Below are 16622 nucleotides of genomic sequence, written 5' to 3'. Positions count from 1 at the left end.
CCGGCGGGGGCCTGGCTTCACCCCTGCCACCCTCGCGGTCCGCGTGGCAAGATCGCCGGATGCTGAAGCTCACCGATTTCATCATCGACTGCCCCGAGCCCATGAAGCTCGCGGCGTTCTACGCCGAGGTCACCGGCGAACCCGTCAAGCCCGACAGCGACGACAACTGGGCCGGCATCAAGTTCGGCAAGATCGAGCTCGCGTTCCAGCGCGTCGACTACTTCCGCGCCCCGAACTGGCCCGACGACGAGCACCCCAAGCAGTTCCACCTCGACTTCGAAGTCGATGAGTTCGAACCCGAGGAACAGCGCCTCACCGCCCTCGGCGCCACCCTCCGCAAGGCCTTCGTCGGCGAGGAGGGCTACGGCTGGCGCGTCTACACCGACCTGGTCGGCCACCCCTTCTGCCTGTGCCGCAATAGGCGCGTCCAGTGGATCGACGGCGAGCCCGTCGGGCTCTGACGGACACCGGATGGGCCCGGGGCTCCGGGCATGGCCCCGGCGAGTACCTGGATCGCCCCACCCTGGGGTGATTGATCTCGATGGCGAGCCCCAGAAGCAGATGAACACGGCACCTGTGGATCATGCAGTTCTCTACGCTGCAAGATCCACGAAGGTGCCGTGTTCGTTCCTCCATCATCTCCTGTCGCTGCCCGTGCGCCTCATGCGCCCTGCCTGGAAGCTCTCCGCGAGGGTGTGGCGAAGGACCAAGTCCGTGGCCTGGTTGCCGAGTTCGAGTCGGTCACCGATCCGCGAGGGGCCCGCGGAGTGCGCTACCGGCTCTCCTCTGTCCTGGCGGCCTGCCCTACCACCCGCTCCTTGGCCGCTACCGGATCCCGAGTGAGAAAACCCTGCGCAGCGTCCTGGGGCGGCTCGATCCCGGCGAGATCAGCGCGGCCGGGCACGACTACCTGCGGCCCCTGCTGTCCGCACGGTCCCGCCGTCCGGAGCCAGTGATGCCCGACGGCGGCACCGAGCGTGAACAGCGTCGGGCCCACCGGGCGGCCGCCCGCGCCGAGCCGGTACGCCCCCGGCGGCGGGCGATCGCGGTGGACGGTAAGTGCCTGCGCGGCGCCAGACGCCCCGACGGCAGCCGCGTCTTCGTCCTGTCCGCCGTCCGGCACGGCGACGGTGTCACGCCCGCCTCCCGCTAGATCGGCGCGAAGACCAACGAGATCCCCGAGTTCGCACCCCTGCTCGACCAGATCGACGACGCGGATCTCGCGGGGGCGGTCGTCACCGCCGACGCCCTCCACGCCCAACACGGCCACGCCACCTACCTGCGCGAACGCGGCGCCCACTACCTGCTGACCATCAAGAACAACCAGCGCGGCCAGGCCCGTCAACTCCACGCCCTGCCCTGGAAGGCCATCCCCGTGATCCACCGCGACGACGCCCGGGGACACGGCCGCCACGAGCAGCGGCTCGTACAGGTCGTCACCGTCGACGGCCTGCTCTTCCCGCACGCGGCCCAGGTCCTGCGCATCCAGCGCCGTCGTCGTCTCTACGGGGCGAAGAAATGATCCAGCGAGACCGTCTACGCCGTCACCGACCTGCCCGCCGAGGAAGCGAACGCAGCCGAGATCGCATCCTGGGCTCGCGGCCACTGGACCGTGGAGAACACCGTCCACTGGTGCCGAGATGTCACCTTCAACGAGGACAAGTCCCAGGTCAGGACCCACAATGCGCCCGCCGTACTCGCTGCCCTCCGCGACCTGATCCGCAGCGCGCTCAAGCTCGCCGGCTACGTCAACACCGCCGCCGGACGACGAGCCCACACCGACCGCCCCGCATCCTCACCTTCTACGGCATCACATGATCAACCCGGACGAGCCAGGCACTCGCCGGGGCCCTGCCGTTGAACCGGTGATGCGATCCCTCCCTCTGGCGGGTGGCGGCCACGCTGCTGAGCCCGGACCGGAAGGCGATCCTCCTCAAGTTGCGATCCGCCGTCCCGGAGGGCGGTTGGCCACGCGGCCCCAGCATCTCGCCGAGCACCCGCTTCGTGCTGTTGCGATCCTCCCCCGCCCCGAAGGGCAGCGGCGACGGACCTGGTGAACGTCGTCCCGCTCCAGGACGCGCTGTTGCGATCCCCCGCCGTCCTGAAGGACGGCGGCCACTCGCCTGCCGCTGGACCGTGACCGGGCCTACGCCGTGGTGTTGCGATCCTCGACGTCCCGAAGGGCGGGCTCAGTCGATGAGCCGGGTCAATGTCACCCCGACAGGGACCTTGTCCTCGTCGATGGTGATCCGGTCGGCGTAGTCGTCCCAGGAACGGGCCTCACTGTGCCCGAGCGGCTTGATGCGGATGAGGTCGAAGAGCTTGTGTGCGGGGGCTCGTCCGTAGGCGTCGGCGTGGGAGAAGACGTACAGGCCGCGGATGGCCATTTCGCCACGCGCGGATGCTCGGTCGTGGTCGAACATCATGGTCAAGGCCTGCCAGTAGGCGGCGAGGTCTTCCGGGGTGACTCCGGCCTTGGTGCCGAGGGCTCCGGAGTAGAAGCCGTGGCCTCGGTAGAGCCCGTAGGGAATGTAGTGCTTGTTGCCCATCTCGGTGACCTTCCCCTTGGCCAGGTCCTCGGGCTTGTTTGGGGCGACACGGGTGATGCCGGCTTCAAGCGGGGTGACAGGGTCGATGGAGCGGGAAAAGGTGAGCTGCATGGGCCCGCGGGCCTTGCCCGCGTGTTTTTTCTGGTCGCCCACAGACATCACGGCTCCGAACAGGCGCACGTCCCAAAAATTGCGGATCATCCACTCCTGCGCGGTGGCGGTCTCGCCTTCCTTGGCACCTCCTTCGAGATAGGCGCGCTGGATCTGCGGATTGAGAGCGACGCCCTCTTCGACGTACATCTCGAAGCCGGGCTGGCCCTGGTGGACGAGAGTGATGGCGTTGCGGATCTTGCGCTTCAGGGCGACGTCGGTGATCAGGCCCTGGCTGGTGATGGGGTCGGTTCGGGGCATGCCGCCGGCGTCGGGGTCACCGTTGGGGTTGCCGTCCTTGACGTCGACGAGGAAGACGTAGTCGTGCTTGTGAGTGGGGTCCAGGTGTGCGTCGGTCATGGTGGAGCTCGGTGTCCTTCCGAGGCTGTGGCGTCGTGGTGACCTGGTGGCGGGGTTGTTACCCGATGGTGTAGTCCGAGGAGTCGGCGTCCCCGTCGGGGGCTTCGGGAAGGGCGTCCGCTTCTTGCCCCGCGGCGAGTTCCTTGCCGGCTTCCCGTGCCTTGATGGCTTCCGCAGCAGCACGTGCGGAGTGGGCTCGCTGGTGGTCGTAGCCAAGGATGAACAGTGCCTGCTGCTCGGTGTTCAGATGGGCCGGGATGGTGTCGAGCAGGTCGAAGGTGTCTCGCAGTCTGTTGTCCATGGCCTTGGCTGCCGGCTCGTGGGTGCGGGCGATGGTGCGCAGGTGGGGTCGCGCTCCGATACGGAGGCGGGTGAGGACGGCTCGGGGTGAGACGACAGCGGTGCTCAGGTACTTGTCGGTGATGGTGGTGTTGACCTTGGGCATGGCTTTGCGCTGGATCGATTCGAGCATCGCCATGATCCGGCCGCACACGTAGCCGGGCTCGGTCGACTGAGGGTTCAACTGGGGCACACACAGCTCCTTGTGGCGGGTGGTCGTACGGATCAGAGCGAGCCGCAGCAGAGCGATGCGGGGGCGGTCAAGACGGTGATCGGCGCGGATGCGCTGCAGGAGGACCGGCAGGAGATGGGCCGGAGGCGCGGCGCCGTGGAGGGCGGCCTTGGTGAGGTCGGCCTGCAGGTGCTTGGGGACGGTGGTGTCCACGTATTTGCTCTTGCGTTTGTCCCAACGGGCGCAGGCGAGGGCGAGTCGCCAGACCGACCAGTAGCTGTAGGTGTTGTTCCAGCCGTCCCAGGTCTGCTGGTCGGCGAACCAGGTCCCGAGTCTGCGTTTCAGTTCGGGGACAGGGATGGTGATCCAGTCAGCGACGATGACCCTGTTGACGTTCACCCGCAGAGTGAGCGCGTGGAAGGCGTCCTCGTCGAGGACGGCCAGCGCGTCTCGTCCCTGCCGGGGATGGCGGAGTCCGGCGACGAGTTGGGCCACCTCCTCGGGCTGGGGGTCGCGCAGGGTCCACATGGCCGTGTCGGTGTCCGGGTCGCGGGTCCACCAGACGATGGCGGAGTCATCGGCGTAGGCACGGTGCTCGGGGTCGGCGAGCAGCGCGTTCAAGGCGGTGGCGGACTTGGTGCCGCAATCGACGCAGATCGGGGTGGCACCCAGTTGCTTGGTGCCGGCCCGGTAATGGGCGGGCTGGTTGAGGCTGACCAGCTGGGTGTTCATGCCGGAGTTGGGGATGCCCTTGATCGGCACGGGGAGCGTGGACAGCAAGGGCATGAGCTGTCCGCAGACAAGGCAGTGGCCCTGGTTCCCCTTGGCCGCCTTCCCGCTCTTCGCTTCCTTGACCTTGCCGGCCCACCAGCTCCTAGCTTCCGGCAGGTCGTGAATCCACTCCCCCTCCACACTGATGGCGACGAGGTGGTCCTTGTCCATCTCCACGGGCCAGGCGATCGGTTGACTGTTCAGCCAGGCGGACACTGCCTGTGCCTGAGCAAGGTGGGAATGCTCGTTGCACCAGGAAGTGACCAACGCGCGGTAGGCAGCATGCCGGGTCCTCGCCTTGGTGACGTCCGCGGAGTTGGCCGAGAGGGCCTTCTCGCCATCCGGTCCTTTCACCAGGCCGGGATGGGCGAGTGCGAACTGCGCGGTGTCGGCGAACAGGATCGGCGCCGGCTTCGACCCGGAGCGTCCGGTGTATGGAGCAGTGATCGTCCGCTGTTCCTGTCGGAGGTCGATGATCAGCGGTTCAGCGTGTCCCGTAGCCGTACAGGAGAGATCGATCTGCCACATGACGCGGCGAGCGAGGTAATAGTCGGGGGCGTCGCCCTGTAAGCGGTCGGCTTGCTGGACGAGGCTCTGCAGCAGCACGTCAGTCCACCTCCTCCGCAGAGGCGCGTCCCTCGGCTCCAGGCATCCCGCCGGCCAGGGAAAGGGCGAGCGGGCGGTCGGGCACTTGAAGAACGCCGTACTCCAGGCTGGCCCGGAACCAGTGGTAACGCTCCTTGCCCTTCGGGAGGTATTCGATGTGGTGGAGCATCAGCCCAAGCTCGTCGATGGGCGGAATGCCCGCCTTGTCGGCGGCGGTGACCTCGCCGGCCTCCTCCGCAGACCCGCGGGGCCCGAAGAAGGCCGCGAACTCGCGGCAGCCGAGGTGGGGCTGCTCGTAGCAGGCGCCTCGTGCGAGTCGGCGGTCGAACTGGTCGCGGTACTTCGGCAGGGGCGCGGTGCACCGGTCGGTGGCGCGGATGGTCGCATGGATGCGGTAAGCGACGTCGCGCAGGGCCACGGTAACCCGCTGACCGCGGTCTTCAGCCACGTCGTAGCGGTAGCCACTGTTGGCTCGCAGGCTCTCGTAGGCGTTCTTGGTGATGATCGAGTTGTTGACCTCGTTGCGTCGGAAGCGGGTCCACCTCACGGGCTTGAGCTGTTCGATCCGCTCGATCCGGTAGGTCATCTCCGGCTTCCAGAAGATGGCCTCAAGCAGTCCCCTCGCCGCCGAGGGGGTCATGGTCGGGTACGAGACGCGCTCGACTTTGAGCTCCGGACGCGTGAAGCAGGCCAACAGTCCCCAGGCCTCAACCTCGACGTGCAGCGGCCGATCCGGGCGCTCACCGCGCCGCCGGATCTGCTCTCTGGCCATACAAACTTCCCCCTCCATATGCGGCTCGGCCGGTTGTCAGTGCCGACCGCTACTGTCGCGACACTGGCGATCGGCCCGGTTCATCTGCAGCCACCCAAACGTCGCAGCGGCGCCCCGGGCAGGAGCTGCCCGATCCGCGACTCATATGTCTCGGGTCGGACCGGTAGCGAAATGTGGTGGTCTGATGGCATCTCAGCGCGTTACTGACGAAAAGTCAATTCTTCCTGTAAACAGACCAGTTGATCGAGTAGATGGGATTACGCCGGTTCCGGAGGGCAAGCTCGTTGCCCACTCGCCGGGCTACCAAGGGACCTGGCACTGGTACCAAGACCACGCCCGCGGTACGGGTGAGCTGGCCCGTCTGTTCGCGCAGTCATGGGGGGCCGGTGACCTCGCCTACCGGCTTGGGCGTGACCACGACACGGGTAAAGGAGCCTGTGCATGGCAGGAGGGGCTAATCGAGGAGGCCACCACCGGTCGCAAGACCAGACGGCCACCGCACAACGACGCCGGAACCCTCCTGTTCGCCCGGGCAGCCGAACCCTTCCCTGCCTTGCTGCCCTGCGCCGGCGTGATCGAGGGACACCACACTGGTCTGTCCGCGTGGTCGGAAGTCCGCCTCCGGCTGAAGGCCCTGATGGCCGATTCCGGCGAGGTGGACGAAGCCATCCACCGGGTCGCCGCGGTCGTGCCGGAAATCCTGGACGGTTCATGCCCGGCCGCCCCGGAGTGGCTCGACCCCCGAGACAAGATCGCAGTGGAGATGCTGGTCCGCATGACCTATTCGGCCGTGGTCGACGCCGACCGTCTCGACACGGCCGCCCACTTCAGACCTGGCACACACATCCGGCCGCACGTCGACATGGCGGAACTATGGGAGCGGTACGAGGCCCGTCGCCAGGAGTCCCTCGCGGAACGCCAGCGCTCCAAGGGCACCTCCTGGTTGGACGAACTCCGCGAGGAGGTCTACCAGGAGGCACTCGCAGCCGCCGCCGGCAATCCGGGCGTGTACCGGCTCCATCTTCCGACCGGCGCTGGAAAGACCTTCACCGGCGGAGGCTTCGCCCTGCGCCACGCCGCACTGCACGGGCTGCGACGCGTGATCGTCGCAGTCCCCTTCATCTCGATCACCGAGCAGAACGCAGCGGAGTACCGAGGCCTCCTGGACCCGGAGCAAGGACCGCCCGTGGTGCTGGAACACCACTCGGCCGTGAACGTCGAAGTTCCCCAGCAACGCCCGCCGCGCTCCGCCGGCAGCCCGACGAACGTGCGCCGCGACGGACAACGCGACCGACCCAACCGGTGGGCGAAACTGGCCACCGAGAACTGGGACTCCCCCTTCATCGTGACCACCACCGTCCGCCTGATCGAAACGATCTTCGGAAACACGCCCTGGGCCACCCGCCGACTCCACCGGCTCGCCAACTCCGTGATCGTCCTCGACGAGGTGCAGGCTCTCCCCGACAGGCTCCTGACCCCGATCCTCTCGAGCCTACGCGAACTCGTTGAGCATTACGGAGTCACCCTCGTCCTCTCGTCGGCAACCCAGCCGGAACTCGCCGCGCTGAACCCCTGGCGCTCCGGTCTCCCGCAACGTGACATCATCGCGAATCCCGCTCCGCTCTTCGAGCGACTGCGCCGCGTCACGTACAAGTGGCGAACCGGCCCGGACGTGACCCTCGCAAGTATCGCCGCCGAAGCGGCCGAGCACGAGCAGGCCCTCGTCGTAGTCAACGGGACCAAAGATGCCAATCAGATTCACCGCAATTGGCTCGGCACGACTCGCGAAGAGGACCCAAGCGTCCTGCACCTGTCGACCCGCATGACCGGCGGCCACCGTCGAGAGACCATCCAAGCGGCCAAGGAACGCCTGGAGAACGGCCTGGGCACCCTCCTCGTGTCCACCTCGCTCATCGAAGCCGGCGTCAATCTCGACTTCCCACGCGGATACCGCGCCAGATCAACGCCCGAGTCCGAACAACAGGCCGCAGGACGGATCAACCGCGAGGGCAAGCACGCCACGAAGGACAGCGTCATGACCATCTTCGACCCCCGAGACGGCCTCAACCCGGAAGTGATTTACAACCCCTGCGCCCTCGCAGCAGCCTCCCGCCGCTTCGGCGATGGGCTGGCCGCTCCCGACCACCTGGACACCCTCCGCTCGTACTACAAGCACCGCTACCGCCTTCAGGCAGGACAACACTCCAAAGACCCCAACGGAGCCACCGGAGAAGCCATCGAAGCAGTGCGAGCAAAACTGGACTACCCGGAGGTCGCGCGAAGAATGCGGATCATTGACAACGAACACTCCGTGGCGGTGATCGTCATTCGCCCCCATCTCAAAGCAGAAATCCGACAGGCCGCCGAGAAGGCGGTGGACCAACTCCTCCACGGCCTTCCAGCACCAGGGACCTACCGCACCCTGCAGCAACACATGGCATCCATCCCCCAGCGGGAACTGGAACTGGCCATCGACGCCGACCACGCAATCCACATCACCGGTGACCTGCACCAGTGGGTCGGTCCCTACCACCCCCAACGGGGCATCGAGCCCCCTGCGTGACCATCCGGACCCCGGGCAACGCTCCAGCAGAGCGGCTTGCACCGAAAGGAGTTGCCGGCTGTTCCTGGCGGTCCTCCGCCGCCCCGGAGGACGGGGGCCCACTACTTGTGCCACTCCCCCGGGGTGATGTGGGCGTGGTTGCGATCCTCCGTCGTCCCGAAGGGCGACGGCCACCGAGTGGGACGCAGCCCAAATCTCCGAGGAGGGTCTGTTGCGATCCTCCGTCGTCCCGGAGGACGACGGCCACCACGCCGGGGTGCGCCAGCCGCTTCGCCGCGTCGCCGTTGCGATCCTCCGCCGTCCGGAGGGCGACGGCCACGGTACTTGACCAGCGTAGTCCTGCCCGATGGGGTCTTGCTGACAGGAGCACGCGGGGGTCAAGTGGGTCAATATCCGACATTATTCTTCGGTGCGAACCACGTGTCGCGTGTGCACTTGAGGTTCCGAACCAACAGACCGTCGGCCCTCTCGGCTCGGCACGAAACTTCACCGCGATCATGCAGTCCAAACGTGACGATGGCGCGAACTTACCTCAGGGCAGGCAAGCAACCCCTCCAGAGGGGACCGAACACCGATCCGGCTGCGCCGACCACGGCCGGCACGGCGCGCCGAAGACGGCGAACAGCTAGGCCACCGGAAGTGAGCGCCCACTGTCGTCTTCCGCGTCGACAGAGGTGGTCGCCCGGCGAAGCCTCCCCGAGCGGCGCCGGGGCGGCGCGCTCCTGCTGCGACGAGCCGGGCACCCGACCAGCGCCCCCTCGACAGGGCCCGCCCAGGGCGGAGCTTCGCCCGTTCGCGTGAACTCATGGTCGTTCCGGACGCCGGTCCGGCCGAAGACGAGATTTGGGCGCCCATCCACAGCTCAGAGTCATCTGATGACACGTCAGTAAACTCAGCATCGGGTCAGCATCAGTCCTGGAATGCCAGGTCAAAGCCGGTCCCACAAGGGAATCGCCAAGGTCCTCCGGACAGGGTCCGCGACGGCCCCGCCACGGCTTCGGCGTACCCTCCCGGGGCCGCGGTGCCCGCCGCGGCGGAGCACGTCGGGGATCGCGCCGACAGCCCGAAAACCCCAGCTCACCGCACCCGCCCCCGCGGCTTCAGCCGGGTCGGGGGCAGGGCCGGGGCCTCCAGGCGGGGGCCCGCGTAGCCGTGGACCTCGCCGAAGCGGGTGCCGGTGCGCCAGGCCTCGCGGGCCTCTACGATGTCCTCACCTGACCTGCCGACGAAGTTCCAGAACATGACGATGCGTTCGGCGAAGGGCTCGCCGCCCAGCAGCATCAGGGAGCTGTCGGTGTCGGCGTGGAGCGGGAGTTCGGTGCGGCCGGCGCCGAGGTAGAGCATCGAGCCGGGGGTGACGCGGACGCCGTCGACATCGGCGGAGCCGGACATCGCCAGGACCGCGTACTCGAAGTCGGGCTGGAGGGGGAGGCGGGCGCGGGTGCCCTCGGGGAGGGTGAGGTCGGCGCCGACCAGGGGGGTGTGGGTGGTGCCGGGTGAGGCGGTGCCGTCGAGGTCGCCGAGGATGACGGTGGCGTGCAGGCCGCCGCCGGTGACGGTGGGCAGCTGCGGGTGGTGCTCGAAGGCGGGCGGGATGTCCAGCGCGGTGCCGGGCAGGGCGACCCACAGCTGCACCCCGTGCAGGTAGCGGGCGTGGTCGCGGGGGGACTCCTCGGAGTGCGAGATGCCGCGGCCGGAGGTCATCAGGCCCAGCTCGCGCGGGCGTACCGTCTGCTTGCTGCCGAGGCTGTCGCGGTGCAGCACCTCGCCCTCGTGCAGCCAGCTGACGGTCTGGAGGCCGGTGTGCGGGTGCGGCGGCACCTGCATGCCGGGTTCCTGGGCGATGTCGTCGGGGCCGTAGTGGTCGACGAAGCACCAGGCGCCGACCATGCGCCGGCCGAGGTTCGGCAGCAGCCTGCGCACCTGCGTGCTCTCGCCGAGCGGCACGGTGCGAGCGGTGAGCAGTTCGTGGACGGGGGCGGCGGAGACGTCCTGGCGGCCGCCGCAGACGGTGGCGGCGGGCTTCGCATCGAGGTTGCTCATGTGTCGATCATGCACCGGGCCGCCCGCCGGGGCGCGCGAGCGGGTGGTTGAATCGCCGTATGAGCGAAGGCATTCAGGGGGACGGGGCGGCGGGCGGGCTCTCCGCGGACGAGGTCATCGACATCGTCGACGAGCACGACGTGGTCGTGGGCCGGGCGCGGCGCGCCGACGCGTACGCCCGCGGTCTGCGCCACCGCGCCGCGTTCGTGCTCGTGACGGACGCCGAAGGGCGGGTCTTCGTCCACCGGCGTACCGCGGGCAAGCTCGTCTTCCCGTCGATGTACGACCTGTTCGTGGGCGGTGTGCTGGGCACGGGCGAGTCCTACGACGAGGCCGCACTCCGCGAGGCCGAGGAGGAGCTGGGGGTCAGCGGGCTGCCGCGGCCCGAGCCGCTCTTCCGGTTCCTGTACGAGGAGGGCGACCACCGCTGGTGGTCGGCCGTCTACCAGGTGCGCTGCGCCCTGCCGGTGGCGCCGCAGCCGGAAGAGGTCGCCTGGCACGGCTTCCTGACGCAGGAGGAGCTGGACCGGCGGCTGACCGAGTGGCCGTGGGTGCCGGACGGCCTGGAGGCCTACCGCCGGCTGCTGGCCTGGCGCGCGGAGCAGCAAGAGCAGGGCTGATCCCCCGGGGGCCCTCAGAGCAGCAGCAGGCCCGCGAGCACCGACACCGCGTTGGCCGCGGTCGAGGCCGCGTACGGTGCGGGGCCGCGCAGCCGCAGCAGACGTGCCGTCATCCACCCCTCGGCCAGCACCACCGCGGCCTCGGCGGCGGCGAGGGCGGGCCAGTAGGCGGCGAGCGGCACCTGGCGGAGGAACCACCACAGGAGCGGGTGCGTCACACAGTTGACGATCACGGCGGCGGCCGCCGTACGTCCTGTCGGGGTCCGGGACGCGGCGGTCAGTGCGGCCGTCCAGACGGGCACCTCGGTCGCCACGGTGAGCGCGAGGGCCGCGGGATAGGACACGGCGGGATCGTGTCACGGGGAGGGAAGCCATGGCCAGTGCGGTCGGAGCGGGGGTCGCGGCGGGCGGTCCGCACGCCCGGAGTCTGGTCCGCGGCGGCGGGGCGCGGGGCGCGGGCGCGGTGGGCGTCGGGCCGGTCGCCGGGTTCGCGCTGCTGACGGTGGCGGTGCTGGCGGTGTCGCTGCGGATGCCCGCGGGCACCGCGGTGGTGGGGCTGGCGAGCCTGGGCATCCTGCACAACGTGCTGGAGCTGCGCTACATGGCGGGCCGTTTCGAGCAGGTGCTGCACGGCGCCTTCCTGCGGCTGCTGGCCGCGCTGATCACCGGCATCGTGCTGTGCCGGGTGCTGCCCGCCTCGGCGGCGACCCGCGACGGCGAGATCCTGCTGGCGTACGGGCTGCTCGCGGTGGCGTGCGGGCACGCGCTGCGGCACCGCCCGTGGGTGCTGGCGGCGGCGGGCGCGGTGATCGCGGCGGCGACGACGGCCTCGCTGAGTTTCCCCGCCTACCACTTCGTGGTGCTCACGCATCTGCACAACGTGGTGCCGCTGCTCTTCCTGTGGGAGTGGTCGCGCGGCATGGGCCGGGGCCGCCGGCTCTTCCGGGCGGTGCAGGCCTGCTGGGTGCTGGTGATCCCGGTGCTGATCCTGGCGGGCGCGTTCGATCCGCTGATGGGCGCGGGTTCGGGCTGGACCCGGCGGTTGTCGGCGACGTACACCCCGCCCGCGTGGCTGCACGGCGGCGCCGAACTGCGCTTCGTCACCGTCTTCGCGTTCATGGCGCTCATGCACTACCTGGTGTGGGTGTGGTTCATGCCGCGCTACGCGCCCGACGCGACCGCGGCCTTCGAACGGCGGGTGCCGGTGCTGAACGCCCGCCGGGCGTGGGCGCTGGGCCTGGGCGCGGGCGCCGCGCTCGCCGCGCTGTTCGTGAGCGACTACGACCAGGGCACCTCGGTCTACGCGGCGCTCGCCAGCTATCACGCCTACCTGGAATTCCCCGTCCTGCTGATGCTCGTCCTCGGCATGGGCCCGAAAGCCGCCCCCACCGCCCCCGCCCCGACGACCCCGACGACCCCGACCACCGCTGCCGCCGGAGGCACCCCATGACCACGACCAGCACCGCCGCCGTCCTGCTCGCCGACATCGCCCCGCGCCGGGATTCGGGCGGCGGCGACCACACCGCCGTCGTCGTGGTCTCCGTCGTCCTGGTCGTCGCCCTGATCGTGCTGGTGTACGCGGCGATACAGCGTCGTCGCAGGTGAAAGCGGTGGCGGGCGGCCGGGGGCGGGGCCCGCGGGTGGGCCGGGGCGGCACCGCTTAGTGTGGACGGGTGAGCGTATTCGACCGGCTGGGCGGCGCACGTGACGCGGTCCGGCTGTGGTTCGCGCCGGCCCGGGTCCAGGAGGAGGGCGAGACCCCGGACTACCGTTTCTCGCTCGCCAACGAGCGGACCTTCCTGGCCTGGATCCGCACCGCGCTCGCGCTCATCGGCGGCGGTTTCGCCGTCGACCAGTTCCTCACCGACCACCTGACGCACTGGGCCCGGGTGACCTTCGCCCTCGCACTGCTCGCCGGGGGTGTCGCCTGTACGCTGCGGGCGGTCAACCACTGGGTGCGGTGCGAGCGGGCCATGCGGCGCGGCGCCAACCTGCCGGTCTCTCGCTTCCCCGCCGCGCTGGCGGTGCTGATAGGGGTGATCGCGCTGGTCATGGTCGGTGTGGTGGTCGCGGGCTGGGCCGGATGACGTCCCGGCGGCTGCCGGTCGAGACCGACCGCGACCCCGGGCTCCAGCCGGAGCGCACCCGCCTGGCGTGGCGGCGCACCACGCTGAGCTGCGCGGTCGTCGCGGTCCTGGCCGGGCGCCAGGCGCTGCACGGCGACGCGGCGTACGTCACCCTCGCCGTCGGGCTGGCGGCCCTGGTCTTCCTGGCCTTCCTGTGGCTCGCCCACCACCGCATCCAGCAGCTGGGCGCCCCCCGCCCGCGTCTGCTCCCGCACACCGCCGCCCTCGCGGTCGCGGTCTGCATGCTCGCCCTCGCCGTCTTCGGCGCCGCGGTGGTGTGGTGAGCCCTGCCCGGGAGGGTGCGTAGTATCCGTGATTGGCCGGGCGGGCAGTACGCCGCCGGGCAGGGGCCGCGCGGACGGTACGGCTGCGCGGGCGGATCGGTGACCGAGGGAGGCACGGGCGATGACGGCTGGACCGGCGGCGCGCGCGGTGGTCGTGGTGATGGGCGTGTCGGGCTCCGGGAAGTCGACCGTCGGGGGGCTGCTCGCGGAGCGGCTGGGCGTGGAGTACGCGGAGGCCGACGACTTCCACCCGGCGGGGAACATCGCCAAGATGGCGGCCGGGCAGCCGCTGGACGACACCGACCGGGCGCCGTGGCTGGACGCGATAGCCGGGTGGATCGCCGGGCGCGGCGAGCGCGGCGGCGTCGTGAGCTGCTCGGCGCTGCGGCGCCGCTACCGGGACCGGCTGCGGGGCGCCGGGGCCGGGGTCTTCTTCCTGCACCTGGACGGTACGCCGGAGCTGATCGGTGCCCGGCTGGCGGCGCGCACGGAGCACTTCATGCCCGCGGGGCTGCTCGGCTCGCAGTTCGAGGCGCTGGAGCCGCTGGACGCGGACGAGCCCGGGGCTGCCGTACCGCTGGACGGCGGGCCCGCGGAGATCGCCGAGCGCGCGCTGGCCGTGCTGCCGCGCTGACCCGCGCAGCCCGCCGTCCGGCAGCCCGGCAGCCCGGCAGCCCGGCAGCGTTTACGGCGTACGGCGGCGGGCTGCGGCGTCACCAGCGCGGCACGCTCGGGGCGCGCCACGCGGGGTCGGCCTTGCGCATCGCGGCGACGTCGTCGCGGTCGCGCATCGTGCCGTCGTCGTCCAGCCACCGCTGGTGCAGCGTCTTGAGGGCGTCGCGGTCCAGTTCGACGCCGAGGCCGGGCCGGTCGGAGACGGTCAGGGCGCCGCCGGTGAAGACATGGCGCTCGGTGATGACGTCCTCGGTCTGCCACGGGTAGTGCGAGTCGCACGCGTAGTCGAGGTTGGGCACGGTGGCCGCGACGTGCGTCATGGCGGCGAGGCTGATGCCCAGGTGGGTGTTGGAGTGCATGGACAGGCCGACGCCGAAGGTGCGGCAGACCGCGGCGAGCTGCTGGGTGTTGCGCAGGCCGCCCCAGTAGTGGTGGTCGGACAGCACCACCTGGACGGCGTCGCGCGCGAAGGCCTCCTTGATCTCCGGGAAGGTCGTCACGCACATGTTGGTGGCGAGCGGCACGTCCGTGCCCGCCGCGACCTCGGCCATCTCGGCGGTGCTGCCGGCCGGGTCCTCCAGGTACTCCAGTACGTCGGCCAGTTCGCGGGCGACGTGCAGCGAGGTCTCGGCCGACCAGGCGCCGTTGGGGTCGAGCCGCAGCGGCTTGCCGGGGAAGGCCTCGGCCAGGGCGCGGATCGCGGCGATCTCCTGCTCGGGCGGGAAGACGCCGCCCTTGAGCTTGAAGGAGCCGAAGCCGTGGGTGTCGGCGAAGCGGCGGGCCTGGGCGACGACTCCGGCCGGGTCGAGGGCGGCGCCCCAGTCGTCGGGCTCGCCCTGGCCCTGGGGGTGGCCGTCGAGCTTGTAGAAGAGGTAGGCGCTGTAGTCGACGGTGTCGCGGACCTTGCCGCCGAGCAGGGCGTGCACGGGCAGGCCGAGGGTCTTGCCGAGCGCGTCGAGGCAGGCGACCTCGAAGCCGGAGATGACCGACAGGCGCAGTTTGTCGGCGGTCTGGACGCCGCGCAGACCGCCCGCGGCGACGGAGTCGGAGGTGCCGGTGACGTGGCCGCAGACCCGCTCGGCGAGCGTGAACAGGCCGTTCAGATCGGTGATCCGGTGACCCGGGAGGGCGGCGGCGAGCCGGGCGGCGAGGTCCAGGTAGCGGGTGTCGCCGTAGGTCTCGCCGACGCCGGACGTACCGTCGGCGGTGACGATCTCGACGACGAGCCGGGGCGTGTGGGGCTGGTGGACGCCGTGGGTGTTGAGCAGCGGCGGATCGGCGATGAGGATGGGGGTCAGGCGCACCTCGGCGATCGTGAACGCGGTGGAGGGGCCGGTGAGGCCAGCTGTCTGTATATATGAATCACGTTCACCCATAGGTCCGGAGCTTATGCGGGCCCGCGCAGGTCGTCAACGCAGCGTACGGGCCGGACGCGAGTCCTTACCGCGGACCGGCCGCGTGCCCGTCGCCGCGGGGAACTGGACCCCATACCGACCAGTCGGTACGATCAGCCCATGACCCGTATGACCGACACCGAGCACCCCCCGGGACTGGACCTCGAACGGCTGCGCCGCCACCTCGACGAGCACCGCCCCGGCCTCGTGACCGGGGAGCTGCGGGCCGAGCTGGTGCAGGGCGGCCGCTCCAACCTCACCTACCGGGTCACCGACGGCGCCGGCACCTGGGTCGTCCGGCGCCCGCCGCTCGGCCATGTCCTGGCCACGGCGCACGACATGGCCCGCGAGCACCGGGTGATCAGCGCGCTCGCCCCGACCCCGGTCCCGGTGCCCGGCACGGTGCTGCTGTGCGAGGACACCGAGGTCGTCGGCGCGCCCTTCTACGTCATGGACTTCGTCCCCGGCACCCCCTACCGCACCGAGGACCAGCTCACCGCGCTCGGCCCCGAGCGCACCAGGGCCGTCGCCCTCACCCTCGTCGACACCCTGGTCGATCTGCACGCGGTGGAGCCCGGCGCGGTGGGCCTGGCCGGCTTCGGGCGGCCCGAGGGCTTCCTCGACAGGCAGCTGCGCCGCTGGGGCAAGCAGCTGGACGCCTCGCGCAGCCGCGAGCTAGCCGGCATCGACGAGCTGCACGCCGCGCTCGGCCGGGCCCTGCCCGCCTCCCCCGCGCCCGCCGTCGTGCACGGCGACTACCGCCTCGACAACGTGCTGTTCGACGCCGACGACCGCCTCACCGCCGTCCTGGACTGGGAGATGTCCACCCTCGGCGACCCGCTCACCGACCTCGGGCTGCTGGTGATGTACGGCGAGCAGCACGACATCCCCGGCTTCCCCGTCCCCACCGCCTCCGGCGCCCCGGGCCACCCGGACGCCGCCGAGGTCGTGGAGCGCTACGCCCGCCGCTCCGGACGGGACGTAGCGGACGTCGACTGGTACACCGCGTTCGCGTACTTCAAGCTCGCCGTGATCCTCGAAGGCATCCACTACCGCTGGACCCTCGGCCAGACCCTCGGCGCCGGATTCGACCGCATAGGCGCCGTCGTCCCGCTCTTCATCGACCGGGGGCTGCGCACCGTCCGCCGCCGCCCCCGCGCCGCGACGCAGACCACCGCCCCGCACCAGGAGGACTGAG

Annotated in this window: 15 protein-coding genes and 1 pseudogene; 10 read left to right on the top strand and 6 right to left on the bottom strand. The window is 70.4% G+C overall.

The features are described from left to right. The first annotated feature begins 59 nt into the window (after positions 1 to 59). Complete coding sequence (locus ACH4PY_RS28360; protein WP_398188880.1) at positions 60 to 461, top strand: VOC family protein; 402 nt, start codon at positions 60 to 62, stop codon at positions 459 to 461. Positions 462 to 620: 159 nt separating this feature from the next. Beyond that, positions 621 to 1818: pseudogene (locus ACH4PY_RS28355) on the top strand (ISAs1 family transposase). A gap of 371 nt (positions 1819 to 2189) precedes the next feature. Here the strand turns inward: ACH4PY_RS28355 and cas7c are convergent. Genes cas7c through cas5c form a run of 3 tightly spaced genes read right to left on the bottom strand, consistent with a single transcriptional unit; the run spans position 2190 to position 5719 of the window. Next, complete coding sequence (cas7c, locus tag ACH4PY_RS28350) at positions 2190 to 3059, bottom strand: type I-C CRISPR-associated protein Cas7/Csd2 (RefSeq protein ID WP_398188877.1); 870 nt, start codon at positions 3057 to 3059, stop codon at positions 2190 to 2192. 58 nt (positions 3060 to 3117) lie between these two features. After that, positions 3118 to 4947, bottom strand: a complete 1830-nt coding sequence (gene cas8c / locus ACH4PY_RS28345; RefSeq protein WP_398188874.1) for a type I-C CRISPR-associated protein Cas8c/Csd1 — start codon at positions 4945 to 4947, stop codon at positions 3118 to 3120. Position 4948: 1 nt separating this feature from the next. Then, positions 4949 to 5719 carry a type I-C CRISPR-associated protein Cas5c gene (cas5c, locus tag ACH4PY_RS28340; RefSeq protein ID WP_398188871.1) on the bottom strand — a complete coding sequence of 257 codons (771 nt, stop codon included), beginning with the start codon at positions 5717 to 5719 and terminating at the stop codon, positions 4949 to 4951. Between the two features lie 184 nt (positions 5720 to 5903). Between cas5c and ACH4PY_RS28335 the strand changes: the two genes are divergently transcribed. Further along, a complete protein-coding gene (locus tag ACH4PY_RS28335; RefSeq protein WP_398188867.1) occupies positions 5904 to 8282 on the top strand; it encodes a CRISPR-associated endonuclease Cas3'' in 2379 nt (792 codons plus the stop codon). A gap of 1077 nt (positions 8283 to 9359) precedes the next feature. Here the strand turns inward: ACH4PY_RS28335 and ACH4PY_RS28330 are convergent. Further along, a complete protein-coding gene (locus ACH4PY_RS28330; protein ID WP_398188864.1) occupies positions 9360 to 10325 on the bottom strand; it encodes a pirin family protein in 966 nt (321 codons plus the stop codon). 59 nt (positions 10326 to 10384) lie between these two features. Between ACH4PY_RS28330 and ACH4PY_RS28325 the strand changes: the two genes are divergently transcribed. Next, positions 10385 to 10945, top strand: coding sequence for an NUDIX domain-containing protein (locus ACH4PY_RS28325; RefSeq protein WP_398188861.1), 561 nt, complete (start codon positions 10385 to 10387; stop codon positions 10943 to 10945). Between the two features lie 14 nt (positions 10946 to 10959). Here the strand turns inward: ACH4PY_RS28325 and ACH4PY_RS28320 are convergent, their stop codons facing one another. After that, positions 10960 to 11289, bottom strand: a complete 330-nt coding sequence (locus ACH4PY_RS28320) for a hypothetical protein (RefSeq protein ID WP_398188858.1) — start codon at positions 11287 to 11289, stop codon at positions 10960 to 10962. Positions 11290 to 11318: 29 nt separating this feature from the next. Between ACH4PY_RS28320 and ACH4PY_RS28315 the strand changes: the two genes are divergently transcribed. From ACH4PY_RS28315 to ACH4PY_RS28295, 5 genes are all read left to right on the top strand, one after another. Further along, positions 11319 to 12395 (top strand): hypothetical protein, encoded by a 1077-nt coding sequence (locus ACH4PY_RS28315; protein WP_398188855.1) that lies wholly within the window; start codon positions 11319 to 11321, stop codon positions 12393 to 12395. Continuing rightward, positions 12392 to 12550, top strand: a complete 159-nt coding sequence (locus ACH4PY_RS28310) for a hypothetical protein (RefSeq protein WP_398188853.1) — start codon at positions 12392 to 12394, stop codon at positions 12548 to 12550. The genes ACH4PY_RS28315 and ACH4PY_RS28310 overlap by 4 nt, the downstream gene beginning before the upstream one ends. An 86-nt stretch (positions 12551 to 12636) precedes the next feature. Then, complete coding sequence (locus ACH4PY_RS28305; RefSeq protein ID WP_398189125.1) at positions 12637 to 13032, top strand: YidH family protein; 396 nt, start codon at positions 12637 to 12639, stop codon at positions 13030 to 13032. Further along, complete coding sequence (locus ACH4PY_RS28300) at positions 13029 to 13355, top strand: DUF202 domain-containing protein (protein ID WP_398188848.1); 327 nt, start codon at positions 13029 to 13031, stop codon at positions 13353 to 13355. Before ACH4PY_RS28305 ends, ACH4PY_RS28300 begins: the two co-directional genes overlap by 4 nt. A 121-nt stretch (positions 13356 to 13476) precedes the next feature. Further along, on the top strand, positions 13477 to 13989 hold the full coding sequence (locus ACH4PY_RS28295) for a gluconokinase (RefSeq protein ID WP_398188845.1): 513 nt from the start codon (positions 13477 to 13479) through the stop codon (positions 13987 to 13989). 79 nt (positions 13990 to 14068) lie between these two features. Here ACH4PY_RS28295 and ACH4PY_RS28290 read toward each other — a convergent pair whose 3' ends face one another. Next, a complete protein-coding gene (locus ACH4PY_RS28290) occupies positions 14069 to 15406 on the bottom strand; it encodes a glucarate dehydratase family protein (protein WP_398188843.1) in 1338 nt (445 codons plus the stop codon). Positions 15407 to 15553: 147 nt separating this feature from the next. On the opposite strand from ACH4PY_RS28290, the gene ACH4PY_RS28285 reads away from it, so the two are divergent. Continuing rightward, on the top strand, positions 15554 to 16621 hold the full coding sequence (locus ACH4PY_RS28285) for a phosphotransferase family protein (protein WP_398189122.1): 1068 nt from the start codon (positions 15554 to 15556) through the stop codon (positions 16619 to 16621). The last annotated feature ends 1 nt before the right edge of the window (position 16622 follow it).

Source organism: Streptomyces sp. NPDC021224 (genome assembly GCF_044332905.1).
Lineage (GTDB): Bacteria > Actinomycetota > Actinomycetes > Streptomycetales > Streptomycetaceae > Actinacidiphila.
The sequence above is the reverse complement of the archived record's forward strand: the minus strand, read 5'-3'. Positions and strand labels throughout refer to the sequence as shown.

What these genes read in the sequence shown, in the direction of transcription:
- ACH4PY_RS28360 (WP_398188880.1), top strand. Translation starts at nt 60, where the DNA reads ATGCTGAAGCTCACCGATTTCATCATCGACTGCCCCGAGCCCATGAAG.
- cas7c (WP_398188877.1), bottom strand. Translation starts at nt 3,059, where the DNA reads ATGACCGACGCACACCTGGACCCCACTCACAAGCACGACTACGTCTTC.
- cas5c (WP_398188871.1), bottom strand. Translation starts at nt 5,719, where the DNA reads ATGGCCAGAGAGCAGATCCGGCGGCGCGGTGAGCGCCCGGATCGGCCG.
- ACH4PY_RS28335 (WP_398188867.1), top strand. Translation starts at nt 5,904, where the DNA reads ATGGCATCTCAGCGCGTTACTGACGAAAAGTCAATTCTTCCTGTAAAC.
- ACH4PY_RS28330 (WP_398188864.1), bottom strand. Translation starts at nt 10,325, where the DNA reads ATGAGCAACCTCGATGCGAAGCCCGCCGCCACCGTCTGCGGCGGCCGC.
- ACH4PY_RS28325 (WP_398188861.1), top strand. Translation starts at nt 10,385, where the DNA reads ATGAGCGAAGGCATTCAGGGGGACGGGGCGGCGGGCGGGCTCTCCGCG.
- ACH4PY_RS28315 (WP_398188855.1), top strand. Translation starts at nt 11,319, where the DNA reads ATGGCCAGTGCGGTCGGAGCGGGGGTCGCGGCGGGCGGTCCGCACGCC.
- ACH4PY_RS28310 (WP_398188853.1), top strand. Translation starts at nt 12,392, where the DNA reads ATGACCACGACCAGCACCGCCGCCGTCCTGCTCGCCGACATCGCCCCG.
- ACH4PY_RS28300 (WP_398188848.1), top strand. Translation starts at nt 13,029, where the DNA reads ATGACGTCCCGGCGGCTGCCGGTCGAGACCGACCGCGACCCCGGGCTC.
- ACH4PY_RS28295 (WP_398188845.1), top strand. Translation starts at nt 13,477, where the DNA reads ATGACGGCTGGACCGGCGGCGCGCGCGGTGGTCGTGGTGATGGGCGTG.
- ACH4PY_RS28290 (WP_398188843.1), bottom strand. Translation starts at nt 15,406, where the DNA reads ATGGGTGAACGTGATTCATATATACAGACAGCTGGCCTCACCGGCCCC.
- ACH4PY_RS28285 (WP_398189122.1), top strand. Translation starts at nt 15,554, where the DNA reads ATGACCGACACCGAGCACCCCCCGGGACTGGACCTCGAACGGCTGCGC.